A 23,638-nucleotide genomic window follows, 5' to 3' on the forward strand; every position below is an offset into this window, starting at 1 on the left:
GCCGGATCGATCTGCATCATGGCAGCCGCCTTGAAGCGCAGCATCTGGCCAAAGGGTACACGCCACTTGCAGCGGCTGCATGGCGCAAAGGCCATCTCCGCAGCATCCGTCGCCCCTAATTTGTCTGGGTCTCGGCCACGCCAACAGCGCCGCCACACGTCCTGCGCGGCAGGCAGACCTGCAGCGCCAGCCCGCGCGGCGCCACATTGCGCGCCGACACCGTGCCGCCATGCGCGGCAATGCCCGCTTGCGCAATGCTGAGCCCCAGTCCCGCCCCGGTCGGATGCCCCGGACCGCTGCGCACGCGGTAGAAGGGCTCGAACAGGCTCGCCAGCGCGTCTTGCGGCACGCCGGGCCCGCCGTCGACGATATCGAGCCGGATCGCCGTCTCATCAGCCTGCAGCGTCACGGTCACGGGCGCAGCGGGATCGGTGTACCGGATCGCATTGCGCAGGATGTTCTCGATGGCGCTGCCCAGCCCCGCGGCATCGGCCTCGACGATCAGTGCATCCGGGGGAGTCCAGCGGATCGCCACGCCCCGGGCCGCGGCTTCGAAGCGGGCATCGGTGACGATGACGTCGACCAGTTCCGCCAGATCGATCGGGCCGCGCACTGGTGCCTTCGCATGCAGCCGCGCCAGCTGCAGCGTGCGTTCGACCAGCGCATCGAGCCGCTCCGCCTCGCGCTCGATGCGCGCGAACTGCAGGTCGAGCGTGGCGTCGCGCCGCCGCGCCAGCTCCAGCGACAGGCGCAGCCGCCCCAGCGGCGACCGCAGTTCATGCGCAATATTGCGCAATAGCTGCTCGCGCCAGTCCATCAGGCGCTGCAGGCGATCGGCCATGGCATCGAAATCGCGCGCGAGCAGACCCAGCTCGTCGGCGCGGCGGGCCAGCACGGGCGGCGTGCGCGTGGCCAGCTCGCCGTCGGCAAGCGCATGCGTGGCTTCGCGCAGGCGCCGCACGGGGCCGGTTACATGCCGCGTCAGCGCCCAGCACAGGGGCGCCGACAGGCCCAGCGCGCACAGGCCGAGCGCGAGCACCACGGGCGACAGGTGCAGCACCTCCCAGCGCGACGAATCGAACGGCAGGAACAGCATCAGGAGCTCGCCGCCTTCCGGCAGCGCGATGGGTTGCGGGTCCCACCATGACACGCGCGCGCCGGGCCTGGGCTCATGCGCGACAGCATGGCCGATCAACCCCGCGCGCCACATCGGCACCAGCCGGTCGGCCAGGCGGTTGCGCAGCCGCGCCGGCAACGGGCGGCCCAGCAGTTCCTGCAGCGTGTCGTCGACAATGTAGATGTCCAGCGCCGAGGCGTGCGAATCCATCGCCCGCAGCCAGCGCTCGAGTCCGGGGCGCCCCTGGGTCTGGGCGACCTCGAGCGCATCCTCGGTCAGCGCCGCGGGGCTCAGGCCATCGAGCGTGTCGAAGCGGTACCAGGCCACCGCGGCCGTCAGCGCCATGCCGATGCCAACGATCGCGGCCATGCCCAGCCAGAAGGTCAGGAAGTTGCGCCAGAACAGCGGCAGCGGAAACAGCGCGCGCACGCGGCGGCGCCAGTTCACGGCGCCTGCACCAGCATATAACCCTGCCCGCGCAGGTTGCGGATCAGCAGCGGCGAAGTGATGCCGTCCAGCGCCAGCTTGCGGCGCAGCGCGCTGATATGCGTGTCGAGGCTGCGGTCGTAGCGTTCCGGCACGCGGCCCAGCGCGAACCGGCCGATCTCGGCGCGCGCGACCACCCGGCCCGGCGCCCGCATCAGGATTTCCAGCACGCGCTGCTCGGCCCCGGTCAGCGGCGCCTCGGCGTTGCCGTGGATGGCCAGGCCGGATGCCAGGTTCAGGCGCAGCGCGCCAGCCTCCAGCCACGAGGCCTGTGCGGGCGCGGCAGGCGCGGCGCCGTGGAAACGGCGCAGCACCGCATGCATGCGCGCCTTGAGCTCGCGCGGGCTGAACGGCTTGCTCAGGTAGTCGTCGGCGCCCAGTTCCAGCCCCAGCACGCGGTCGGTTTCATCGCCGTGCGCGGTGAACATGATCACCGGGCGCTGCGAGCGCGCGCGATGCAGCCGGAGCAGGTCCAGGCCGTTGCCGTCAGGGAGCATCAGGTCCAGCAGGGCGACGTCGTAGTCGTTGCGGGCCAGCAGGGTCTCGCCCTGCTGGCGGGTGTGCGCCAGCGTGACGGTGCAGTGATCGGGCTCCAGGTACTCGCGCAGCATTTGCGCCAGTTCCTGGTCGTCGTCGATCAGCAGCACGCGCGCGAGCGGCGTGTGGAAGCACATCAGCATGCAGCTTGCCGGGAGCCTTGCGGGCGTGGACGTGGCCGCCGGTCCCCGGTTCCGTCAAGAAACGTCAAGAAAACAAAAGCTATCCAAAGTGACTGGTAGGCACCTTCATTTCGAATTTTAATATGAGAATGATTGTTATTTACAGAAGACGGGGAAAATGATGAAGTTCAGGCAGGTCGCCGGGATCGGGTCGGCAACAACGGCGGCGGCAGGATTGGCAGCACCGGCGGGCGTACAACAGGGTCAATGGATGCGGATGCTGGCGGCAGTATGCGCCGCCTCCGGCATGACGGGAGCCTGGGCCCAGGCGCAGGCGCCGAAGACGGAAGCTACCCTCGCCACCGTGGTGGTGACGGCGGCCGGCAGTGAGCAGGACATCCGCGACGCGCCCGCGTCGATCAGCGTGGTCACGCGCAAAGACCTGGAGAACAAGGCCTATCGCGACATCAACGATGCGCTGGTGGAAGTGCCGGGCGTGATCGTCAGCGGCGGCGGCGACCGGACCGACATCAGCCTGCGCGGCATGGGCGCCAAATACACCCAGATCCTGATCGACGGCAAGCGCCAGAGCTCGCGCGAGACCCGCACCAACTCCGACTCGTCCGGCGTGGAAAGCAGCTGGACGCCACCGCTGTCCGCGATCGAGCGCATCGAGGTGGTGCGCGGCCCGATGTCGTCGCTGTACGGCTCCGATGCCATGGGCGGCGTGGTCAACATCATCACGCGCAAGGTGCCGAGGACATGGACGGGCGAGCTGCGCGGCGACGCCACGCTGCAGGAGAACAGCGACTCCGGCAATCTCTACCAGGGCAACTTCTACCTGGCCGGCCCGCTCAAGAGCGACCTGCTGGGCCTGCAGCTGTACGGCCAGAGCACGCACCGCATCGAGGACGATATCGACTACGGCTTCCGCGGCCGCCGCGCCGAGAGCCTGACCGCCAAGCTGGCGCTAACGCCCACGCGCAACCATGACATCGTGTTCGAGGCCACCGGCATGCGCCAGCTGCGCAGCGAGACCGTGGGCAAGACCGTGCCGCCGCTGCCGCCCGGCACCGCCTGCCCGCGCAGCGGCTGCCCCACCTCCTCCGAGACCGACTACCGCAGCGAGAAATACGCGCTGTCGCATACCGGCCGCTGGGGCTTCGGCGTCTCCGACAGCTATATCCAGCAGGAGGAATTCGACAACCGCAGCCGCCGGATGAAGATCAAGAACCTGGACCTGCGCACCAGCTGGGCCATGCCGCTGGGCAACCATATGCTGTCGGTCGGCGGCGAATACCTGAACCAGCGCCTGAACGACCAGACCGGCAACCAGATCGCCGGCGGCCCGAACCAGGTCGAGCGCTACCAGTGGGCGCTGTTTGCCGAGGACGAGTGGCGCCTGGCGCAGAGCTTTGCCCTGACCGGCGGCGTGCGCATGGACCATGACCAGAACTTCGGCCAGCACTACAGCCCGCGCTTGTACGGCGTGTGGCATGCGGCCGAGCGCTGGACGGTCAAGGGCGGGGTCTCGACCGGCTTCCGTGCGCCGGACCTGCGCCAGACCGTGGCCGGCTGGGGCCAGACCAGCCGCGGCGGCAATATGTACGGCAACCCGGACCTGAAGCCCGAGACGATGTTGTCGCAGGAACTGGGCCTGCTCTATGACAAGGGCAACGGCCTGCAGGCGGGCGTGACGCTGTTCAACAACGACTTCAAGGACAAGATCACGCGCGTCGCCTGCCCGGCCACGCAGTGCACCGACGGACCCAACCGGTTCGGCGCCAACCCGACCACCTACATGAACGTGGACCGCGCCTACTCGCGCGGGGTGGAAGCCAGCCTGCGCTGGCCGATCGCGCAAGCGTGGTCGCTGACCGGCAGCTATACCTATACCAAGTCGGAACAGAAGAGCGGCCAGTACCAGGGTCAGCCGCTGAACCAGTTGCCGATGCACCTGCTGGTGGCCACGCTGAACTGGCGGCCGAGCGAGAAGGTCAATGCCTGGGCGCGCGTCAACTACCGCGGCAAGGAAAGCCAGCCGATCACGGGGCCGTCTTCCAGCACCGTGGTGGCGCCGTCATACACCTTTGTCGACCTGGGGGCGACCTATGCGGTTACCAAGAACGTGTCGGTGTTTGCCGGGATCTACAACCTCTTCGACAAGCAGGTGAACTACACCGACTATGGGCATGTAGAGGATGGCCGGCGGTACTGGATGAGTGTGGCGGTGAAGTTTTGAATGGTGGCTGCATCAACGCCTTCGGCTGCGCTCCGCGCAAGCCCTCAATGACCGTCAACGCATTTGAGCCTGCGCAGCAGCCGTAGGCGTCCCCGCGATGCGGCTGGCAGCAGGCGGCCTACGCCCTGCACGGGGATCGTTCAATAGCGGGTTAACGCAGGCACTATCCCTGACTCACATGGCGTAGCAGGGTCGAACGGCCAACCACGCCGAACGGCAAGCACCACCGTGCGAACCACCAACGCCGTGGAATTGATTGCCAGCCGCATAGGCGACGCGTTTCTTGGTTACTTCTTGTCGCTCGGACAAGAAGTGACTCGCCGGCTACGCCGGCGAAACAGCCCACGCTAGTCAAGAGCGAAAACCGACCGCATTGAGCAGCAATGCCAAATCCCCCAACGCGATCCGACCGCAGTGTGCCCACCTCAGGTCACCACATCATCCCCCCGGCACGTTGCCGGCACTTCCCCATAGAGAGCCATCAACGCCCCCGCAACCGCATTGGTCCAGCCAAAGCCATCCTGCAACGGATACTCGCCCCCACCCCCGCCCCGGGCCGCCCCTTCGATATGCCGGATGCGATATTTCTCCACCAGCTTGCATTCATGGGTGTAGAGACTGGCCACGGTCGCCAGCCAGCGCTGCGCGATCTCGCGCGCCAGGTCGTCGTGGCCATAGCGCACCAGCCCGCGCACGGCCAGCCATTGCAACGGCGCCCAGCCATTGGGATGGTCCCATTGCTGGCCCGAAGCACATTCCGTGGTGGCCAGCCCGCCGTCAACCAGCAGCCGGTCCTTCACCGCCTGTGCCACGGCTTGCGCCTGCGGCGGCAGCGCAAGACCGAGATAGAGCGGCATCACCGTTGCCGCGGTCAGGCACAAGCGCGGCGCGCCGCGGCACCAGTCGTAGTCGACAAAGGCGCCGGCGGGGTCGTTCCACATGTATTGCAGGATGGCTGCCTCGCGCCGCCGCGCCGCTACGCGATAAGCCTCTGCCGCGGCATCGCCCGCCTGCTCGCACAGCGCGGCGAGGCGCGTTTCCAGGTGCCAGAGCAGTGCGTTGAGGTCGACCGGCAGCATCGCCGTGGTCCGGATGGTGGCAAGGTCCGCGGGCTGGCCGGTGGGCGTGGATGGCGAATCGAGCCAGCGCGAGCTGAAGTCCCAGCCCGATTCCGCCGCGGCGCGCAGGTCGCGGAACACCAGGTGATGCGGCCGGCCGCTGCGCATCGCGGTCTCCATGTCTTCCAGGAAGGCTTCCTCGCGCGGCCACGGGCGGTCGTCCCAGTAGCGGTTCAGCACCGCGCCGTCGGGCAGGCACACCACCCGCCGGTGCGCATGGCCCGGCCGCACGCAGTCGGCACCGTCCATCCAGAAGGCGTATTCCCGGCGCAGCTGCGGCAGGAAGTCGATGGCGCTGGCCAACTGCTCGCGCTCGAGCAGGTCCACCATCAGCGCAAACACCGGCGGCTGCGAGCGGCTCAGGTAGTAGTTGCGCGTGCCGTTCGGCACCAGGCCATAGGTGTCGATCAGGTAGGCGAAGTTCCGCGCCATCTCCACCATCAGGTCGCCGCGCCCGCTGCCGGCCAGCCCCTCCATGGTGAAGTAGGAGTCCCAGTAATACAGCTCGCCGAAGCGCCCACCCGGCACCACATAGCGGTGCGGCAGCGGCAACAGCGACGACAGCGGCGGATGGGCCACGGGCTCGCGCGTCAGCACCGGCCACAGGCCATCGATATGTTCGCGCAGGGTGCTGGCCGGGTCTGACACGTAGTGGCTCTCCGGCACGGTGGCGCGGGTGAAATGCGCCTGCACGAAATCAGCCAGACAGAATCCCGGCGTGTCGCGCGTTTCGCGGTAGCGCGCCACGATCTGGTCCGGGTCGCAGTTGGGAATGCAGTCAGGGAAGGTCTTGCTGTCGGCAAACAGGCCGCTGTGCTGGACGTCGACGAACAGCTCGCAGTAGCGCGCCGCGGGCGACAGCATGTCGGCGCAGGCGCAGCCGGGCAGCGTGTGCGGCGGCGGGCAGTCCCGGTCCGTGACCAGCGCCGGCTGCGCCGCCGCATGGACCTTGCCGGGCGCCGCCGATGGCCCCGGCACCGCGCCGGCGCCGTCAGGGGTGGCCGGGGCCGTGCGCGGCACCGTGCTGCCGCCGGCAGTGGCGCCTGACGACGGCGGAATGGCGGGTTCGGTCTCGGGCTTGCCTGTCGGCTGCATGGGCGCCTCCTTGCACCGGGCGCTGCCGGCTCATTTGGATAGGAGCCGCGAAGTGCCGGGTAAGTTCGCGGCCGCCCCCCGCAAAGCGGCCCATGTGTCACGCAGGCGCCAGGGCGCAGGCGTTCACACCTCCTTCTCGCCATGCTGCACCGGTATCGCCGGCGCAGCTTCGCGCACCCCCAGCTGCATGAAGATCCAGGCCGACGCGCACGTGATCAGCCCCATGCAGACAAAGGTGGCATGAAACGCCGGCAGCACCGCCGTGGAATCTCCGCCGAAGCGGTGCTGGAAGGTCGCCAGCAAGGCGCCCGCCGCGGTCACCGCCAGGCTCATCGACAGCATCTGCACCATCGACAACATGCTGTTGCCGCTGCTGGCGCCGGCCCCGCTCAGGTCCTTCAGCGTGACCGTGTTCATGGCCGTGAACTGGATCGAATTGACCATGCCGAACAGCGCCAGCAGCGGGACCAGCAGCCACAGCGGCAACTGCGGCGTGATCAGCGCAAAGGCGGCCATCACCAGCCCCACCACGAAGGTATTGGCCACCAGCACGCGGCGGTAGCCGTGGCGCTGGATCAGGCGCGTGGCCAGGCGCTTGGAGGCCATGCCTGCGGCGGTGACGGGCAACATCATCAGGCCGGCATCGAACGGCGAATAGCCCAGGCTGATCTGCAGCGTCAGCGGGATCAGGAACGGCATCGAGCCGTTGCCGATCCGTGCGAACAGGTTGCCCAGCAGCCCCACGCTGAAGCTGTGGATGCGGAACAGCCGCAGCGGGAACAGCGGCTGCTTGCGCCGGTTGGCGTGCAGCCCGTAGGCGGTCAGCGCGGCCATGCTGGCGATCAGCAGCATCAGCACGGTGGCGTGCTGGAAGCCCAGCCCGGCCAGCCCGTCGAGCGAGAACGACAGCGACAGCATGGCGATGGCCAGCAGCAGGTAGCCGGCGATGTCGAAGGGCCCGATGCCGGTCAGCCGCGCGTTGGGCATATAGCGCACCGTGGCCAGTGCGCCCAGCAGCCCGACCGGCACGTTGATCAGGAAGATCCAGTGCCACGACAGCACCTGCGTCAGCCAGCCGCCCAGCGTCGGCCCGATCAGCGGGCCGATCATGCCGGGGATGGCGACGAAGCTCAGCGCCTGCAGGTACTGCTCGCGCGGGAAGGTGCGCAGCACCGAGAGCCGCCCCACCGGCAGCAGCATGGCCCCGCCCACGCCCTGCACCACGCGCGCGCCGATCAGGAAGTTCAGCGTCGGCGCGTAGGCGCACAGCAGCGAACCCACCACGAACAGCCCGATGGCGGTCTGGAAGATGGTGCGGGTGCCGAAGCGGTCAGCCAGCCAGCCCGAGGCCGGGATGACCACCGCCATGGTCAACGAGTAGGCAATCACCACCGACTGCATCCGCAGCGGACTCTCGCCCAGGCTGTGCGCCATTGATGGCAGCGCGGTGTTGACGATGGTCGAGTCCAGCGTCTGCATGAAGAAGCCGACCGCCACCACCCACAGCATGATGCGGCGGGTGCGGTCGTCGGGCTGGGGTGTGGTCATGTGGCGGGCTCCGGGCCGGCCGGGCCCCGGAATCCCGGTATGCGCCGGCCAAAGCCGACACCTTAAAGGTCTATCGCGGAACAGGCAAATCGATGCGTGGCCAAGCGCCGCGCTGCCCTAGTCCAGGCGCTGGCGCTGGTCCTGGCTGAAATAGGCAAGCCGGTACAGCCGCCACGGTGCCTGCGCACTGTCGCGGCAAAAGCCATAGCGGAAAGTGTCTTCCAGCGCGGGCAGGTCGTAGCGCAGGTCGGTGAACCAGACGCAGGCGACCGCTGCGCCCGGCGGCACGGATGGTGATGCCCGCATCGACGTGATGGCGGACAAGGCCGGATAGACCGCGAACTGCCTGAAATCGGCAAAGTCCGGCCGCACCCAGAGCTGCCATGCCAGCGCCTGCTCAGCCGGCGCCTCCGGCAGCCGCGGCCGCTGGGTCCAGGCCATGCGCCCGGGCGGCTCGTAGGCCCTGGCCATGGCCGGCAGGCGGCCCAGCACCTGCCATTGCGGCACCCAGGCCGGATGCCCGGCCAGGTTGACGTGGGCGACGCGGTAGTCCGTCTCCGCGCGGGCAATCAGTTTCCAGTTGAACGGAGAGAACGGCTGGGGCAGCGCATCCACGCGCTGCGCGTGGATGCCGGCGGCACGCAAGGATTCGTTGCCCAGTTCCAGCGCCCGTTGCCTGAGCACAGCCTGGACGCCGACATAGGCGCACAGCAGCGCCATGCCCGCCAGTGCCGCCCGACCGCGCCACTGCAGCGCTAGCAACAGTGTCAGGACCAGTCCGGACACGACAATGCCGCTCAGCAGCGGATCGATCAGGAAGCTGGTACCAAGGCTGAAGCGCCGTTCGGAGCCGGGATAGAAGATGCGGGTGCCATAAACGGTGATCAGGTCCAGCGCGATGTGGCTGGCCACGCCAAGGCAACTGACGGCGAACGCTTCCCTCCAGGCCTCGCGCCGGCGCGCCGCCAGGCAGAACAGGCCGGCAAGCAGCGCGCCCCAGGCAGGGAGCAGCAGCAGCGAATGGGTCGGCCCCTGGTGCCACTGCGCCAGGAAACGCAGCGGATGGACCAAAAAGCCCAGGAAATCGATATCCGGAAAGGCACCGGCGGCAGCGCCAAGCAGCAGGCGTTCGCGCGTGCTGAGTCGCCGGCCGGGGACCTCGGCCATGGGGATGGCAAACGCTGCCTGCGCCCCCATCAAGGCATGGGTGATCGTGTCCATCCGGACCGGGCTTCCTTGTCGACAGGGCGGCGCCAGGCCAGGCGCTCGGCGCAGCGCAGTTGGCGTTCGAGCCACGCCTGCGTGCGGCCGGAATCCGGCGAACGGTCGCGCAGCCAACAGCCAAAGGTGGAAAGGAAGATTCCGGTCAGCACGACCTCGCCCAATTCGCGGCGCCAGCCGGATTCGGGCAGGCGCGCCGATTCCCGCAGCCATTGCACGGTGCGGCTGATATGCTGCAGGCCCTGCACCTGCAGATGCACGTGCTCCGGCTGCAGCTTGTAGCGCAGCATCTGGGCGGTGAGCTGCCGGTGCGGGGCCAGCGCCTCGAGCCAGGCGAGGATGGCCTGCTCCAGGCGCTCGCGGTGGGACAGGGCGGCCCAGCCTTCACGCGTGGAAGCACGCACGAGCGCAAGGTCGGCCCGTTCGAACCAGGCCTCGGCCAGGTCGTCTTTCTGCCGGTAATGCCGATGGATCTGGTCCAGGCCAATGCCCATGTCGTCGGCGACGTCATGCAGGTGCAGGGCATCCCAGCCGCTGCGCTCGCCCAGCATCAGGGCAACCTCCAGGATCCGGCCGGCCAGGGCTGCATCATCGTTCATGGCTTTGCCATCCTCGGGAATGCGCGTCCGCGCTCTACCTTCCAGCATAGAAAGGCAGCCCGCACGCGGGCGCGGATTTCATTGTCATGTGCACGATGCTGCCGGATCGGCGTGCAGTCGGGGGCCTGCCCGCCTGTGCCCGGTTCGGCACCTGCCTCGACAATTTCCCCACGCAGCCTATCTTTAGGGTGTCAGTCCAGGCGTCATCGGCAAGGGCCGCCGTGCCAGCCAGCACTCGGCGGCGGCCGCGGTGTCGCGTGGACAGAGGCCGTACGCGCATGAAAGCGGATTCTCCCCCGAGGCAGAACTACGAAGATGCCCTGCTCGGCATCGTGCGGGAGATGTCTTCGGCCATGCGCCCGCCGGCAGAGTCCGAAGTGACGGCCGCGCTGGACAGCACGCTCGAAGGCGACCTGGGCTTCGACAGCCTGACGCGCGCCGAGCTGCTGACCCGCCTTGAACACCGCTTCGGCGTCAGCCTGCCGGAGCAGGTGCTGGCCCAGGCCGACACCCCGCGCGCGCTGCTGCGCGCCTTGCTCGCCGCCCAGGACCTGCCGCCCGGCGCGAGCGGCACGCACCTGCGCCAGGCCCGCCCTGCCCCGGCGGCACAGGCGCCCGACAGCGCCGCCACCTTGCCGGACGTGCTGCGCTGGCACTTGCGCAGCCACCCGGAGCGCACCCACATCATCCTGCAGGACGGCGACGGCGCAGACACGCAGATCAGCTTTGCTCAACTGCACCGCGGCGCCGCGGCCATCGCCGCCGGGCTGGTGTCCCGCGGCGTGAGCGCGGGCACGGCGGTGGCCATCATGCTGCCTACCAGCCCCGACTACTTCTACAGCTTCTGCGGCGTGCTGCTGGCGGGCGGGATTCCGGTACCGCTCTACCCGCCGGCGCGGCTGGCGCAGATCGGCGACCACCTGCAGCGCCACGCCGGCATCCTGGCCAACGCGCAGGCGCCGGTCCTGATCACGGTGGCACAGGCGCGGCCGCTGGCGGCCCTGCTCAAGGCCAGCACGGGAACGCTGCATAGCGTGCTCACGCCGCAGGAGCTGGCGGACGGCGGCGGCGCCCCGGTCCATCCGATGCTGCGCACGCACGACATCGCCCTGCTGCAATACACCTCGGGCAGCACCGGCTCGCCCAAGGGGGTCGTGCTCAGCCATGCCAACCTGCTGGCCAACCTGCGCGCCATGGGCAAGACCCTGGCCGTCGGCTCGCAAGACGTCTTTGTCAGCTGGCTGCCGCTCTATCACGACATGGGCCTGATCGGCGCCTGGCTGGGCAGCCTGTACTACGCCTACCCGCTGGTGGTGATGTCGCCGCTTGCCTTCCTGGCGCGGCCCGAGCGCTGGCTCTGGGCGATCCACAAGTACCGCGGCACGCTCTCGGGCGGGCCCAATTTCGCCTTCGAGCTGTGCCTGCGCAAGCTGGCCAATGCCGACCTGGCCGGGCTCGACCTGTCCAGCTGGCGCTTCGTCTTCAATGGCGCGGAGCCGGTAAGCCTGCAGACCATGCGCGCCTTCATGGAGCGCTTTGCCCGCTACGGCCTGCGCCCGCAGGCTGCCGCGCCGGTGTACGGGCTGGCGGAGGCCTCGCTGGGCCTGACCTTTCCGCCGCTTGGCCGAGGGCTGGCGGCCGACCGCATCGACCGCGACGAATTCACGCGCACTGCCGTGGCCGTGCCCGCGGGCGAACACGCGCCCACTGGCGAGCGCGAGACCCTGGAATTCCCGTCCTGCGGCCGGCCGCTGTCCGGCCACGAAGTCCGCATCGTCGACGCCACCGGACGCGAACTGGGCGAGCGGCATGAGGGCCTGCTGCAGTTCCGCGGCCCTTCGGCCACCAGCGGCTATTTCCGCAATCCCGTGCAGACCCGCCAGCTGTTCGACCGCGGCTGGCTGAACACCGGCGACTATGCCTATATGGCGGCCGATGAGGTCTATATCACCGGGCGCGCCAAGGAAACCATCGTGCGCGGCGGCCGCAATATCTATCCCTACGAACTGGAGCAGGCGGTCGGCGCCATCCCCGGCATACGCAAGGGCTGCGTGGCCGTGTTCGGCAGCCCCGATCCGGATAGCGGCACCGAACGCATCGTGGTGATGGCGGAGACCGCAGAGAAGGATGTGCAGGCGCGCCGGGCGCTGCACCGGCAGGCGCTGAAGACCGCCCTCGACGTGCTGGGCATGCCGCCCGACCACATCGCCCTGGTGCCGCCGCACAGCATCCTGAAGACATCGAGCGGCAAGATCCGGCGCGCCGCCTGCCGCGAGCGCTTCGAGCACGGGCGCCCCGGCCGCGGCGTGGAAGCGCCCTGGCTGCAGATCGCGCGCTTTGGCTGGCGCGCGCTGCGGCCGGAGCTGCGGCGCGGCCGGCAGACCGCCGCGGGCCTGTCCTACGCCCTCTATGCCTGGCTCCTGTTCGCAACGCTGGCGCCGGCGACCTGGCTGGCATCGGTTGCGCTGCACCGGCCGGCACTGGGCTGGACGCTCAGCCACCACGTTGCCCGGCTGTTTCTCAGGCTGGGCGCGGTGCCCTGGTTCGTGCAAGGGCTTGAGCACCTGCCGCGCGACCGGCCCTGCATCCTGGTCTCGAACCATGCCAGCTACCTGGACGGTATCGTGCTGGTGGCGGCGCTGCCCACGCCGGTATGCATGGTCGCCAAGCGCGAGCTGCAGGGCCAGCGCATTCCCGGCACCTACCTGGCCAGCATCGGCGCCGACTTCATCGACCGCTTCGATAACGTGCGCGAGCACGAGGACGTGGAGCGCGTGGTGGCCGCGGTGCGCGCCGGGCATTCGGCGCTGTTCTTCCCCGAAGGCACCTTCGGCCGCGCGCCGGGGCTGCAGGCATTCCGCTCGGGCGCCTTCCTGGCGGCCGCGCGGGCCGGCGCGCCGGTGGTGCCGGTCGCCATCCGCGGCACCCGCTCGGTGCTGCGCGACGGCCAGTGGCTGCCGCGCCGCGGGCCGATCGGCGTGGTCATCGGCAGCCCGCTCTGGCCGGACGGCGCAGACTGGCCCGCCGCCATGCGCCTGCGCAACACTGCCCGCGCCGAGATCCTGCACTACTGCGGCGAACCGGATGCGCGGCGCACGACGCACCGGGATGCGAGGCGGGCCTAGTGTGCCGCGCCGCGAGGAACTTGCCATGACATCTGCCGACGGAGCAGGACACTAGCGGCATGGATACCTTTGCCACCGCGCCGATGTGGGCCGGCTTCCTGGTCCTGGTGCTGGGAACGCTGGTCATCGACGTGTTCGTCCTTGGCGGCCGGCACGCGCACCGCGTTTCGACGCGCGAGGCGCTGGGCTGGACCCTGGCCTGGTCGACGCTGGCCGTGCTCTTCGGCATCGCGCTGTGGTGGCTGCTGGCCGGGAGCGCCGGACGCGAGGCCGCAGACCGCAAGGTGCTGGAGTTCTATACCGGCTACCTGATCGAGCTGTCGCTGTCGGTCGACAATATGTTCGTGTTCGCGATGATCTTCGGCTACTTTGCGGTGCCGCCGGAGTTGCAGCGCAGGGTGCTGCTGTTCGGCGTGGTCGGCGCGATCGTGATGCGCGCCGTCATGATCCTGCTCGGCGTTTGGCTGATCAGCGAATTCTCGTGGATCCTTTATGTGTTCGGCGTGTTCCTGCTGTTCACCGGCATCAAGATGCTGTTCGTTTCCAGGCGTACCCCCGATCTCTCGCGCAATCCCATCGTTCGCTTCCTGTGCGCGCATATGCGGATCACCGCGGACTATCGCGGCGAGCACTTCTTCGTGCGCATCGACGGCTTGCGCCATGCGACGCCGATGTTCCTGGTGGTGCTGCTGGTCGAGGCGACCGACCTGGTGTTTGCCGTCGACAGCATTCCGGCCATCTTCGCTGTCACCACCGATCCCTTCATTGTCTTCACCTCGAACATCTTCGCCATCATGGGGCTGCGGGCGCTGTATTTCCTGCTGGCCAACCTGGCGCAGCATTTCCATTATCTGAAGTACGGCCTGGCCATCGTGCTGGCCTTTATCGGCGCCAAGATGCTGGCCGAGCCGTGGTTCCATGTGCCGGTGCACTGGTCTCTCGGCGCCGTCGCCATGACGTTGTTCGTGTCCGTCCTGGTCAGCCGGGCCAGGGCCAGGCGCACGCTTGCGCACGCCGGGGACGAACTGGGCGGCCACTGCGCCCCGCGTGAGCGCAGGGCGGGGAACCGGCGCACATAAGGAGCGATTCCATGAACAAGATCCTGCTTGCGACCGACGGGTCGGCCTATAGCGACGCGGCCGCCCGCTACCTGGTACAGAATCCCCTGTTCAGCCGCGACTTCGTGGTACACGTGGTGCACTGCGAACCGGATGTGGCTGGCGACATCAAGACCTTCATCGACCGGTCCACCCTGGATGCCTGGCATCGCGAACAGAACGAGAAGGCGATGCAGTCCGTGGCCAGCATCCTGGGCGAGGCCGGTATCGCTTGCGAGTGCCATGGCTTCGTCGGCTTCGCACCGGCCCGCATCGTCGAGTATGCGAGCAGTATCGGCGCCAGCCTGATCGTGATGGGTTCGCACGGCCGCGGCGGATTCCTGGATGCCATCATCGGCTCGGTGGCCAGGCGGGTGCTTGCGCACGCGCACTGCCCGGTGCTGCTGGTCAGGAGCTAGCCACAGCAGAGCGCCACCCGGCGCATCTCACAGGGCAGCGCGCAGCCCCAGGAAGAAGCGCCGCCCGGGCGCGGGTTCGAAATACCGCCCGTTGGCCTCGTTGACGATCACAGAGCCGATATAGCGCCGGTCGGTGAGGTTGTCGATGCGGCCGAAGACGTAGAGCCGGGTCGGGCCGATGCGGAACTCATAGCCGGCGCGTAGGTTGAACACCGCATAGCCTGGCGCGGCCTGCGTGTTGAGGTCGTCGGCGTAGACGCGGCTGTCCACGCGCAGCTCGGCCCCCAGCGTCAGCGGCGCTGCCGGCCGCCATGACAGGTCCGCGCCCAGGCTGTGGCGCGCGGTGCCGGGCAGGCGCTTGCCGGCCGCCACGGTCTGGCCCTGCGCGTTGACGAAGCTGTCGCCGAAGTAAGCATCGAGCCAGGTATAGGCCAGTCCTGCCTCGATACGGCTGCCGCCGCCCTTGCCTGGCGTGCCCACCTCACCGAGAAAGCCACCGCGCCAGCCCAGTTCGAAGCCGCGCCGGTGCACGCCGCTGACATTCTGGTAGACGGTGCGCCCGGCATTGTTCGATTGGGGCACCACCTCGTCGTGGCTGTCGGCATCGAACAGCGCCGCCTCCAGCCGCTGCCCCGCCGCCTGCCACTTGATGCCGATCTCGCCCTGGCGGCTGGTGGAGGCCTGCAGCCCCAGGTTGCTGCCGACGCCGCCGGGGCCGTAGGCGACTTCGGTCAGCGTCGGCGTCTCGAAGCCGCGGCCGAGGTTGGCGTAGAGGTTGAGTGAGTCGAGCGCGTGCCACACCACGCCAAGCACGGGGCTGAGGTTGCTGTAGGTTGCGTTGCCACTGTCATCGGGGCTGGCCGCATTGATGAAGTGGTCATCAATGCCAAGCCGCACCCGGCTGGCGCGCACGCCGCCCACCAGTTGCCAGGACGGGTGGAAGGTCCAGTCGAACTGTGCAAAGGCGCCGAGGTCGGTCGCGGTATTGGTCTCGTCGCGGCGCAGCGCGCCTTGCGTGCCGTTCTGGTTGACGTAGCCGTTGCGGCCATCGCGCATGCCGTTGGCTTCGAGCCCGGCGCTCCACAGCAGCGGCAGGCCGGCGGCGGTGGTGGTGCGCCGGCTCCATGACAGCGCGGCGCCGCCGTAGGTGCGGTCCAGGTCGACGATGCCGCCGGCCGAATTCGGCGCGGCACCGCTGAAGCCCAGCCGCTGGTACAGGTTGCGCGTGCCGCCGTACAGGCGTGCCGACAGGCTGTCGGTCCCGGTCAGCTGGTGGTCCACCACCACGCCGGCCTGGGCCTGCTCGACATTCTTGCCGGTATCGAACTGGGTCGCCGCGGGCACCGCCTGGCGCGGGTTGGCATCGGCCTGCGCGCGCGTGAGCCCCAGCGGGTCCTGCGCCAGCGGCTGGTTGAAATAGTTGAACTGGCCGGTCACGCGCGTGCCGCTCGCCGGCTGCGCCACTACCTTGGCATTGAGCTGGTAGCGGCGCGCCGCGCTGTGGTCGCGGTAGCCGTCGGTCTGGTAGGTCCAGGCGTCGAGCGAACCGCCAAGCCGGTCGTTGCCGCCGGCCAGCGCGATGCCCGCCTGCCACTGGCCATCCGAGCCGAAGCCGGTCGACGCGCGCCCGCTAAAGCCATCCCTGGGCGGATCGGGCGTGAACACCTGCACCACGCCGCCCGACGCATTGCCATACATCTGTGCAAACGGGCCGCGCAGCACCTCGACGCGGCTGGCGTTGGCAAGGTCGGCAGTGGAAGCCTGGCCCTGCCCGTCCGGCATGGTGGCCGGGATGCCGTCGACATACAGGCGCACGCCGCGCACGCCGAAGGTGGAGCGCGTGCCAAAGCCACGCACCGCCAGTTGCAGGTCCTGCGAGTAGTTCTGCCGGTCGCGCACCGCCACGCCCGGCACGCCGGCCAGCACCTCGGACAGGTTCACCAGCGGCGTGGCGCTGCGCAGCGGATCGACCGGCACGCTGTCCACCGCCGCCGGCGCATCAAAGCGGCGCTGTTCGCTGCGGGTGGCGCTGACCACCACGTCGGGCAGGGTTTCGGCGGTGGCGGCGGCCATTGCCGTGCCGGGCGGGTCGGCAGCACGCACGCCGGAGCTGGCCAGGACCAGCGCAGCGAACGCCAGCGCGGAGCGGTTCGCGAACGGGATGCTGGGGTTACCGGAACGGCGCTGCTGCCGGACCGCCAAAATCTGCCTGCCGCCTGGTTTCATGGGATCGGAAAGCGGTTGCGGGTTCTGGCGCGGATGTGGAGGCGCCGCGCACAGGTGAATGTGTCGCAACTTTATCGTCTCCACAGCACTATTGCCACGCGCTTGGCCGCGGGGAAAACCCGCGGACGAGATGGAGCCGGCACCGGATTCCGGTTGTTCAGAAAAATTCAACAACTGATTGCATGGACGCTCACGCAGCCCGCCCCACGGCTCCCTACACTGCTTTCACCACCCGCCGCAACCGCACCAGTCCATCACGCGATGCAGCATAAGGGTATTCAGATTTTCGCTACTACCAAGGGGATCCGCCATCATGACCACCGCACAAACCCGCGTCGCCATCGTCTACCACAGCGGCTACGGCCACACCGCCAAGCAAGCCCAGGCCGTTGCGCGCGGCGCCGGCAATGTCGCAGGCACCGAAAGCCTGCTGATCCCGGTCGAGGACATCGACCAGCACTGGGACACGCTGGAACAGGTGGACGCCATCATCTTCGGCGCGCCGACCTACATGGGCAGCGCCTCGGCACAGTTCAAGGGTTTTATGGACGCCACCTCGCGCAATGTCTTTGCCAAGGGCGGCAAGTGGGCCAACAAGGTCGCAGCCGGCTTCACCAACGCGGCTTCGCGCTCCGGCGACAAGCTGGCCACGCTGCAGCAGATCGCGATCTTCGCGGCGCAGCACGGCATGCACTGGGTCAACCTGGGCCTGCCCCCGGGCCACAACAACTCCAAGTCGACCGAAGACTCGCTGAACCGCCACGGCTTCTTCCTGGGCGCCGCCGCTCAGTCCAACGCCGATGAAAGCGCCGACGTGGTGCCGCCGCTGGCCGATCTGCGCACCGCCGAGCACCTGGGTGCCCGCGTGGCCGAAGTGGCGCAGCAACTGGTCGCGGGCCGGCGCGCGCTGGCGGAACTGAAAGAAGCTGCCTGATCCGGCCGCACCCAGACGCATCGGCCCCGCATGGGGCCGATTTTCTTTTCCGGGCAGTCGCGAGCCTGGGCGGTCAGTACAAGACTTCCAGCGCGTCGAACAACTCGCTGTCCTTCTGCGCCGCCGAGCGCGCGCGGCGCCGGATTTCCTGCAGCAGGCAATCGGTGAAGCACTGCGCCGCGGGGCTGCCTACCGCATTGTGGCGCGTGATGATGCCGAGCCGGCTGGTCTCGAACTGCTCGGCCAGCGCAAAGACTTGGACCCAGCTGCGCATCGACTCGGTCAGCAGCAGCGGCCGCGGGCAATAGCTGATCATGCCGGCATTGCGGATCAGCTCCAGCAGCAGCGCGGTGGAGTGCGCGCAATGCAGCCGCGCCGGGTCGATGCGCGCTTCATGCTGCCAGAACAGGTTGCGCATAAAGGACTCGTAGCTGGCCGCGGTGTAGTTGACGACCCAGTCCTGCTCCAGCAGTCCGTGCAGCGACCGCGCATCCGCGCACGGATGCCCGCGCCGCGCGATCACGCACGAGGTGTAGGCAAGCAGCGGCTCGCACTCGAATTCCTGCGTGGACATCGCCGCCGTGAACGGCCCCACGGCAAAGTCCAGCGTGCCTTCGCGCAAGCGGGGCAAGGCCACCGCGGTCAGGCCTTCGAAGATCTCCACCTGCACGCCCGGCATGCGCTCGCGAAAGCGCAGCAGCACGCGCGGCAGGAAAGTCAGCATGACCCAGGGCGTGACGCTGATGCTCAGCCGCCCCACCCCCTCGCCGCGCAGCGTGGCCAGTTCTTCACCGGCGCGGGCGAGCTGCCCGACCACCAGCCGGGCGTGGCCCAGCATGCGCTGCCCCGCCTCGGTCAACGCCACGCCGCTGGCGGTACGCGACAGCAAGGGCAGCCGCGCCTCGCTTTCCAGCTCGCGCAACGCCTTGGTGACCGCCGCCTGCGACAGCCCGACCAGTCGGGCGGCGGCGCGGATGCTGCCGGCATCGGCAACGGCTACCAGCGCCTGGATCTGGTGGAGTTTCATCGTCATGGCGGTTCGGGATGGTGACAACCAATGGTTGTCAGGATAACAGTATTGCGGCTATCGGCACGCACGGGCCCTGCATAAGATCGCCCCACGCAACCCCCCGACCAAGCCTCCGGAGACCCCATGCATCCAGATCCCGTCCTGCCCGGCATCCGCGCCATCGAAGCCGAGATGGTGGACCTGCGTCACCGTATCCACGCCCATCCCGAGCTCGGCTTCGAGGAATTCGCCACCAGCGACCTGGTGGCGGAATGCCTGCAGGCCTGGGGCTATGCCGTGCATCGCGGCCTGGGCGGCACCGGCGTGGTGGGCACGCTGCGTCACAGCGAAGGCCGCGCCATCGGCCTGCGCGCCGACATGGATGCGCTGCCGATCCGCGAAGCCACGGGCCTGCCGTATGCCAGCAAGATCGACGGCAAGATGCATGCGTGCGGCCATGACGGCCACACCGCCACGCTGCTGGCCGCGGCCCGCTACCTGGCCGAGCACAAGCCTTTCCGCGGCACGCTGCACGTCATCTTCCAGCCGGCCGAGGAAGGCATGGGCGGCGCGCGCGAGATGATCCGGGACGGCCTGTTCCGCCTGTTTCCCTGCGATGCGGTGTTCGCGCTGCACAACATGCCCGGCCACCCGACCGGCAAGTTCGGCTTCCTGGGCGGGCCGTTCATGGCCTCGTCCGATACCGTCACGATCCGCGTCACCGGCCGCGGTGGCCACGGTGCGGTGCCGCACCGGGCGGTCGATCCGGTGGTGGCCTGCGCGTCGATGGTGATGGCGCTGCAGTCGGTGGTGGCGCGCAACGTGAACCCGCTCGACATGGCCATCGTGACCGTCGGCGCGATCGAGGCCGGCAAGGCGCCCAACGTGATCCCCGAGAGCGCCGAGCTGCGCCTGTCGGTGCGTGCGCTCAAGGCCGAGGTGCGCGACCTGCTGCAGGCGCGCATCACCGCGCTGGCGCATGCCCAGGCCGAAAGCTTCGGCGCCAGCGCCGAGGTGCACTACGACCGCCGCTACCCGGTGCTGGTCAACGACCCGGCCACCACCGGGATGGCGCGCGAGGTCGCGCGTGAATGGCTGGGCGAGGACGGCCTGATCGACAACATGGTGCCGCTGACCGGCAGCGAGGACTTCTCTTTCATGCTCGAGGAATGTCCGGGCTGCTACCTGATCGTCGGCAATGGCGATGGCGAGGGCGGCTGCATGGTGCACAACCCCGGCTACGACTTCAACGACGCCTGCCTGCCGCTTGCGGCCACCTACTGGGTCAAGCTGGTCGAGCGCTACCTGCGCTGAGCCACGCTGCGCCATCGACAATGACCGGCCAAGAGGCCGGCGCCACCCCACCCCACGGAGACACCGAATGCCCACTTCCCTGCCCGCGCAGCCGCTGGACGGCGCTTATGCCGCGCCCCCGGCCAGCCGCGCCGCACCGCGCCGTCGCGTGATCGCAGCCATCACCATTGGCAACGGCCTGGAGTTCTACGATTTCACCGTCTACAGCTTCTTCGCGGTACTGATCGGCAAGCTGTTCTTTCCCGTGGCCGGCAGCTTCGGCCAGCTGATGCTGTCGCTGGCCACGTTTGGCGTGGGCTTTGTCGCGCGCCCGCTCGGTGGCCTGCTGATCGGGCTCTACGCCGACCGCGTGGGGCGCAAGCCGGCCATGGCGCTGACGCTGTGGCTGATGGGGCTGGGCTCGCTGCTGTTCGTGGTCACGCCCACCTATGCGCAGGCCGGCCTGGCCGCGCCGCTGCTGATCGTGCTCGCGCGGCTGCTGCAGGGCTTTGCACTGGGCGGCGAGGTCGGCGCCTCCACGGCGCTGCTGATGGAGTACGCCGACGACCATTCACGCGGCTACTACGGCAGCTGGCAGTTGTTCAGCCAGGGCGTGAGCGTGCTGCTGGGGGCGGTGGTCGGGCTGTCGCTGACCAACGGCCTCTCGCCTGATGCCCTGCAAAGCTGGGGCTGGCGCGTGCCGTTCGCCATCGGCATCCTGGTGATCCCGCTCGGCCTCTATATCCGCCGCCATCTGGAAGAAACCGCCGAAGCGCCGGCCGCCGGCGCGCCGGGCCATGAACGTGCAGGCCTGTCTGAAATCTTCCGCGGACATGGCCGCGTGGTGGTTGCCGGCGTGCTGGTGACGATCGGCGGCACCTCCGCGACCTATATCGTGCTGCACTACATGACCAGCTACGCGGTGACGGTGCTGAAGATCCCGCTCGGGCTCAGCATGGCCGCCGGCTGCGTCGCCGCGCTGGTGCAGGTGGCCCTGTCTGCGTATGCCGGCAGGCTGTCCGACCGCATCGGCCGCAAGCCCGCCATCCTGTGGTCGCGCGTGGCGATGCTGGTGCTGGTCTACCCCGCCTTCCTGCTGCTCAACGCACGGCCGTCGCTCGGCACGCTGCTGGCCGTGGTCGCGATGCTGGCCCTGCCGCTGGTGCTGAACGTGGTGCCGTCCGTGGTGCTGATCACTGAGTTGTTCCCGCGCCGCATCCGCGCGAGCGGGTTGTCGGTGGTCTATTGCATCGGCGTGCTGGTGTTCGGCGGCTTCGCGCAGCTGATCGCCACCTGGCTGATCGAACTGACCGGCAATGCCGGCGCGCCGGCGCTGTATGTGATCGGCTGCGGCCTGATTTCGCTGGTCGGGCTGGCGATGGTGCCGGAGACGGCGGGCAAGCGGCTGGACTGACTGTGGTGGACTACGCTCCGGACAAGATCCGGCGCGCGCGCTCCAGCACCGGGCGGTCCACCATCTTGCCGTCCACCGCCACCGCGGCGCCGTCGGCAGCGGCGGCCGCGGCCATGACGCGCCCGGCCCAGTGCCGCTCATCGGCCGACGGCGCCAGGCCGTCGTGCACGCCGCGGACCTGGCCCGGGTGGATCACCAGCTTGGCGCCAAAGCCGAAGGTCCGGGCGCGGCGCGTTTCCGCGGCAAGTGCAGCGTCATCGCCGATTGCGGTGCAAACGCCATCCACGGGCGCGGGCAAACCGGCCGCGCGGGAATGAAGCACCAGCCGGCTGCGAAAGTAGTGCAACGCTTCACCGTCGTCCTGCACGTCGAGATCGAACATCAGGTCGATGCTGCCGAACAGCAGCCGGACCACGCCGCCGGCACGGGCCAGCTCGCGCAAGCCGGCGAAGCCGGCGGCGTTCTCGACCAGCGGGAAACAGCGCACACCGGGCAATGCCGCAGCCAGCGCATGGACGCCGGCCGGATCGGCCTTCGGCAGCACGATTTCCGCGACACCCTGTGCGCGGCACCAGGCGAGGTCGTCTTCGTAGTACGCGGTATCGGCGCCGTTGATGCGCACCAGCATGGCGACGCCGGCTGCCGCTGCCTGCTGGCCCAGCGCCGCCCATGGGGCGCCAAGCCCGTCGCGGGCCTGCCCCTTGTCGGCGGGCGCGACCGCATCCTCGAAATCGACAATGACGGCATCGGCGCCGGAGCCGATCGCCTTGGCGATGCGCTCCGGGCGCGAGGCCGGGACAAACAGGTAGCTGCGAGGATTGGCGATCGGCATGGCTGCTCCTTTCAGACTGCGCCGGCCGAGCGCAACGCGGCAATCTGCGCCGCGGTCTGGCCCAGTTCGGCCAGGATGGCATCGGTGCTCGCGCCGAGCGCCGGAATCGGGTCCATGCGTGCCTCGGTCATGCCCGGCGGCAGCAACGCCGGCACCGGGCCCACCGGCGTGTCGACCTGGCGCCAGCGCTGGCGCGCCGCCAGCTGGGGGTGGTCCCAAACGTCAGCGATGGTATTGACCCGCGCATTGGCAATCCTGGCGGCCTCCAGCCGGTCGACCACTTCGGTGGCGGTCAGGCCCGAGAAGCTGTCGACGATGCGCGCGCGCAGCGCAGCGCGGTTCTGGTTGCGCAGGCTGTTGCTGGCAAAGTCGGGATGCGTGGCGAGATCGGGTTCGCCCAGCACTGCCTGGCAGAACACGACCCACTCGCGCTCGTTCTGCAGTCCCAGCATCACGGTCTTGCCATCGCCGGTCGGAAACGGGCCATAGGGATAGATGGTGGCATGTGCCGCGCCCGCGCGCGGCGGCGGCTCGGCGCCATCGAAGGCGTAGTAGAGCGGGAAGCCCATCCACTCCACCATCGATTCCAGCATCGAGATATCGATGCGCTTGCCGCGCCCGGTCTTGCCGCGTTCCAGCAGCGCGGCCAGGATATTGGTATAGGCGTACATGCCGGCCGCAATATCGGCCACCGAGGCACCTGCCTTGACGCCGTCGTCCGGCGTGCCGGTCACGGAGACAAAGCCGGACTCGCTCTGGACCAGCAGGTCGTAGGCTTTCTTGTCGCGGTACGGGCCGTCGCTGCCATAGCCCGAGATATCGCACACGATCAGGCGCGGGTACTTTTCGCTCAGGCTATCGAAGTCCAGGCCCAGGCGCGCGGCCGCGCCGGGCGCGAGGTTCTGCACCAGCACGTCCGCGCGTTCGAGCAGTCCGGCCAGCACGGGGGCGGCCCCGGCGTGCTTGACGTCGAGCGTCAGGCTCTCCTTGGAGCGGTTGGTCCAGACGAAGTGCGAAGACAAGCCGCGCACGCGCGTGTCGTAGGCGCGGGCAAAGTCGCCGCTGCCAGGCCGCTCGATCTTGATGATGCGCGCGCCCAGATCCGCCAGCTGGCGGGTGCAGAACGGGGCCGCGATCGCCTGCTCCAGGGAAACGACGGTGATGCCTTCGAGGGGATGGGGCATGGTGGTATCCGGTTTTGCGC

The 23,638-nt window shown here is 68.9% G+C and carries 17 protein-coding genes; 7 read left to right on the top strand and 10 right to left on the bottom strand.

What is annotated here, in order from left to right:
- Positions 1–115 precede the first annotated feature (115 nt).
- Both AC3WLF_RS10950 and AC3WLF_RS10955 read right to left on the bottom strand, forming a co-directional pair.
- Complete coding sequence (locus AC3WLF_RS10950) at positions 116–1,564, bottom strand: sensor histidine kinase (RefSeq protein ID WP_492317271.1); 1,449 nt, start codon at positions 1,562–1,564, stop codon at positions 116–118.
- On the bottom strand, positions 1,561–2,283 hold the full coding sequence (locus AC3WLF_RS10955) for a response regulator transcription factor (RefSeq protein ID WP_492358201.1): 723 nt from the start codon (positions 2,281–2,283) through the stop codon (positions 1,561–1,563). The genes AC3WLF_RS10950 and AC3WLF_RS10955 overlap by 4 nt, the downstream gene beginning before the upstream one ends.
- Positions 2,284–2,533: 250 nt before the next feature.
- Between AC3WLF_RS10955 and AC3WLF_RS10960 the strand changes: the two genes are divergently transcribed.
- Positions 2,534–4,504, top strand: coding sequence for a ligand-gated channel protein (locus tag AC3WLF_RS10960; RefSeq protein ID WP_492317436.1), 1,971 nt, complete (start codon positions 2,534–2,536; stop codon positions 4,502–4,504).
- A gap of 425 nt (positions 4,505–4,929) precedes the next feature.
- Here the strand turns inward: AC3WLF_RS10960 and treF are convergent, their stop codons facing one another.
- The 4 genes from treF to AC3WLF_RS10980 form a co-directional block, all read right to left on the bottom strand.
- Positions 4,930–6,717 (bottom strand): alpha,alpha-trehalase TreF, encoded by a 1,788-nt coding sequence (gene treF / locus AC3WLF_RS10965; protein ID WP_492358202.1) that lies wholly within the window; start codon positions 6,715–6,717, stop codon positions 4,930–4,932.
- 123 nt (positions 6,718–6,840) lie between these two features.
- Complete coding sequence (gene mdtD, locus AC3WLF_RS10970; protein WP_492352389.1) at positions 6,841–8,265, bottom strand: multidrug transporter subunit MdtD; 1,425 nt, start codon at positions 8,263–8,265, stop codon at positions 6,841–6,843.
- 117 nt (positions 8,266–8,382) lie between these two features.
- The gene (locus tag AC3WLF_RS10975) at positions 8,383–9,486 is read right to left on the bottom strand and encodes a metal-dependent hydrolase (RefSeq protein WP_492317267.1); all 1,104 of its coding nucleotides are present in this window, start codon (positions 9,484–9,486) and stop codon (positions 8,383–8,385) included.
- Positions 9,462–10,085 carry a hypothetical protein gene (locus AC3WLF_RS10980; protein WP_492317266.1) on the bottom strand — a complete coding sequence of 208 codons (624 nt, stop codon included), beginning with the start codon at positions 10,083–10,085 and terminating at the stop codon, positions 9,462–9,464. Before AC3WLF_RS10980 ends, AC3WLF_RS10975 begins: the two co-directional genes overlap by 25 nt.
- Before the next feature lie 278 nt (positions 10,086–10,363).
- On the opposite strand from AC3WLF_RS10980, the gene AC3WLF_RS10985 reads away from it, so the two are divergent.
- The 3 genes from AC3WLF_RS10985 to AC3WLF_RS10995 are packed head-to-tail and all read left to right on the top strand — an operon-like array spanning position 10,364 to position 14,726.
- Positions 10,364–13,210, top strand: coding sequence for an AMP-binding protein (locus tag AC3WLF_RS10985; RefSeq protein WP_492317265.1), 2,847 nt, complete (start codon positions 10,364–10,366; stop codon positions 13,208–13,210).
- Positions 13,211–13,269: 59 nt separating this feature from the next.
- Entirely contained in the window at positions 13,270–14,289 is a 1,020-nt protein-coding gene (locus AC3WLF_RS10990) for a TerC family protein (protein WP_492352386.1), read from the top strand.
- An 11-nt stretch (positions 14,290–14,300) separates the two neighbouring features.
- Positions 14,301–14,726, top strand: coding sequence for a universal stress protein (locus tag AC3WLF_RS10995; RefSeq protein ID WP_492317263.1), 426 nt, complete (start codon positions 14,301–14,303; stop codon positions 14,724–14,726).
- 27 nt (positions 14,727–14,753) lie between these two features.
- Here AC3WLF_RS10995 and AC3WLF_RS11000 read toward each other — a convergent pair whose 3' ends face one another.
- Positions 14,754–16,952: a TonB-dependent receptor family protein gene (locus AC3WLF_RS11000; RefSeq protein WP_492358203.1), complete on the bottom strand. Its 2,199-nt coding sequence runs from the start codon at positions 16,950–16,952 to the stop codon at positions 14,754–14,756.
- Between the two features lie 313 nt (positions 16,953–17,265).
- Here AC3WLF_RS11000 and AC3WLF_RS11005 point away from each other — a divergent pair, with 313 nt between their 5' ends.
- Positions 17,266–17,886, top strand: coding sequence for a flavodoxin family protein (locus AC3WLF_RS11005; RefSeq protein ID WP_010811027.1), 621 nt, complete (start codon positions 17,266–17,268; stop codon positions 17,884–17,886).
- 73 nt (positions 17,887–17,959) lie between these two features.
- Here AC3WLF_RS11005 and AC3WLF_RS11010 read toward each other — a convergent pair whose 3' ends face one another.
- On the bottom strand, positions 17,960–18,919 hold the full coding sequence (locus AC3WLF_RS11010) for a LysR family transcriptional regulator (RefSeq protein ID WP_492358204.1): 960 nt from the start codon (positions 18,917–18,919) through the stop codon (positions 17,960–17,962).
- Between the two features lie 120 nt (positions 18,920–19,039).
- On the opposite strand from AC3WLF_RS11010, the gene AC3WLF_RS11015 reads away from it, so the two are divergent.
- Complete coding sequence (locus AC3WLF_RS11015; RefSeq protein WP_492358205.1) at positions 19,040–20,209, top strand: M20 aminoacylase family protein; 1,170 nt, start codon at positions 19,040–19,042, stop codon at positions 20,207–20,209.
- Positions 20,210–20,276: 67 nt separating this feature from the next.
- The gene (locus AC3WLF_RS11020; protein ID WP_492358206.1) at positions 20,277–21,602 is read left to right on the top strand and encodes an MFS transporter; all 1,326 of its coding nucleotides are present in this window, start codon (positions 20,277–20,279) and stop codon (positions 21,600–21,602) included.
- Between the two features lie 10 nt (positions 21,603–21,612).
- Here AC3WLF_RS11020 and AC3WLF_RS11025 read toward each other — a convergent pair whose 3' ends face one another.
- Entirely contained in the window at positions 21,613–22,434 is an 822-nt protein-coding gene (locus AC3WLF_RS11025; protein WP_492356050.1) for an HpcH/HpaI aldolase/citrate lyase family protein, read from the bottom strand.
- 11 nt (positions 22,435–22,445) lie between these two features.
- On the bottom strand, positions 22,446–23,618 hold the full coding sequence (locus AC3WLF_RS11030; RefSeq protein WP_492317255.1) for a CaiB/BaiF CoA transferase family protein: 1,173 nt from the start codon (positions 23,616–23,618) through the stop codon (positions 22,446–22,448).
- Positions 23,619–23,638 lie beyond the last annotated feature (20 nt).

The sequence above is a fragment of the Cupriavidus sp. FW306-01-F10A genome (assembly GCF_058782785.1).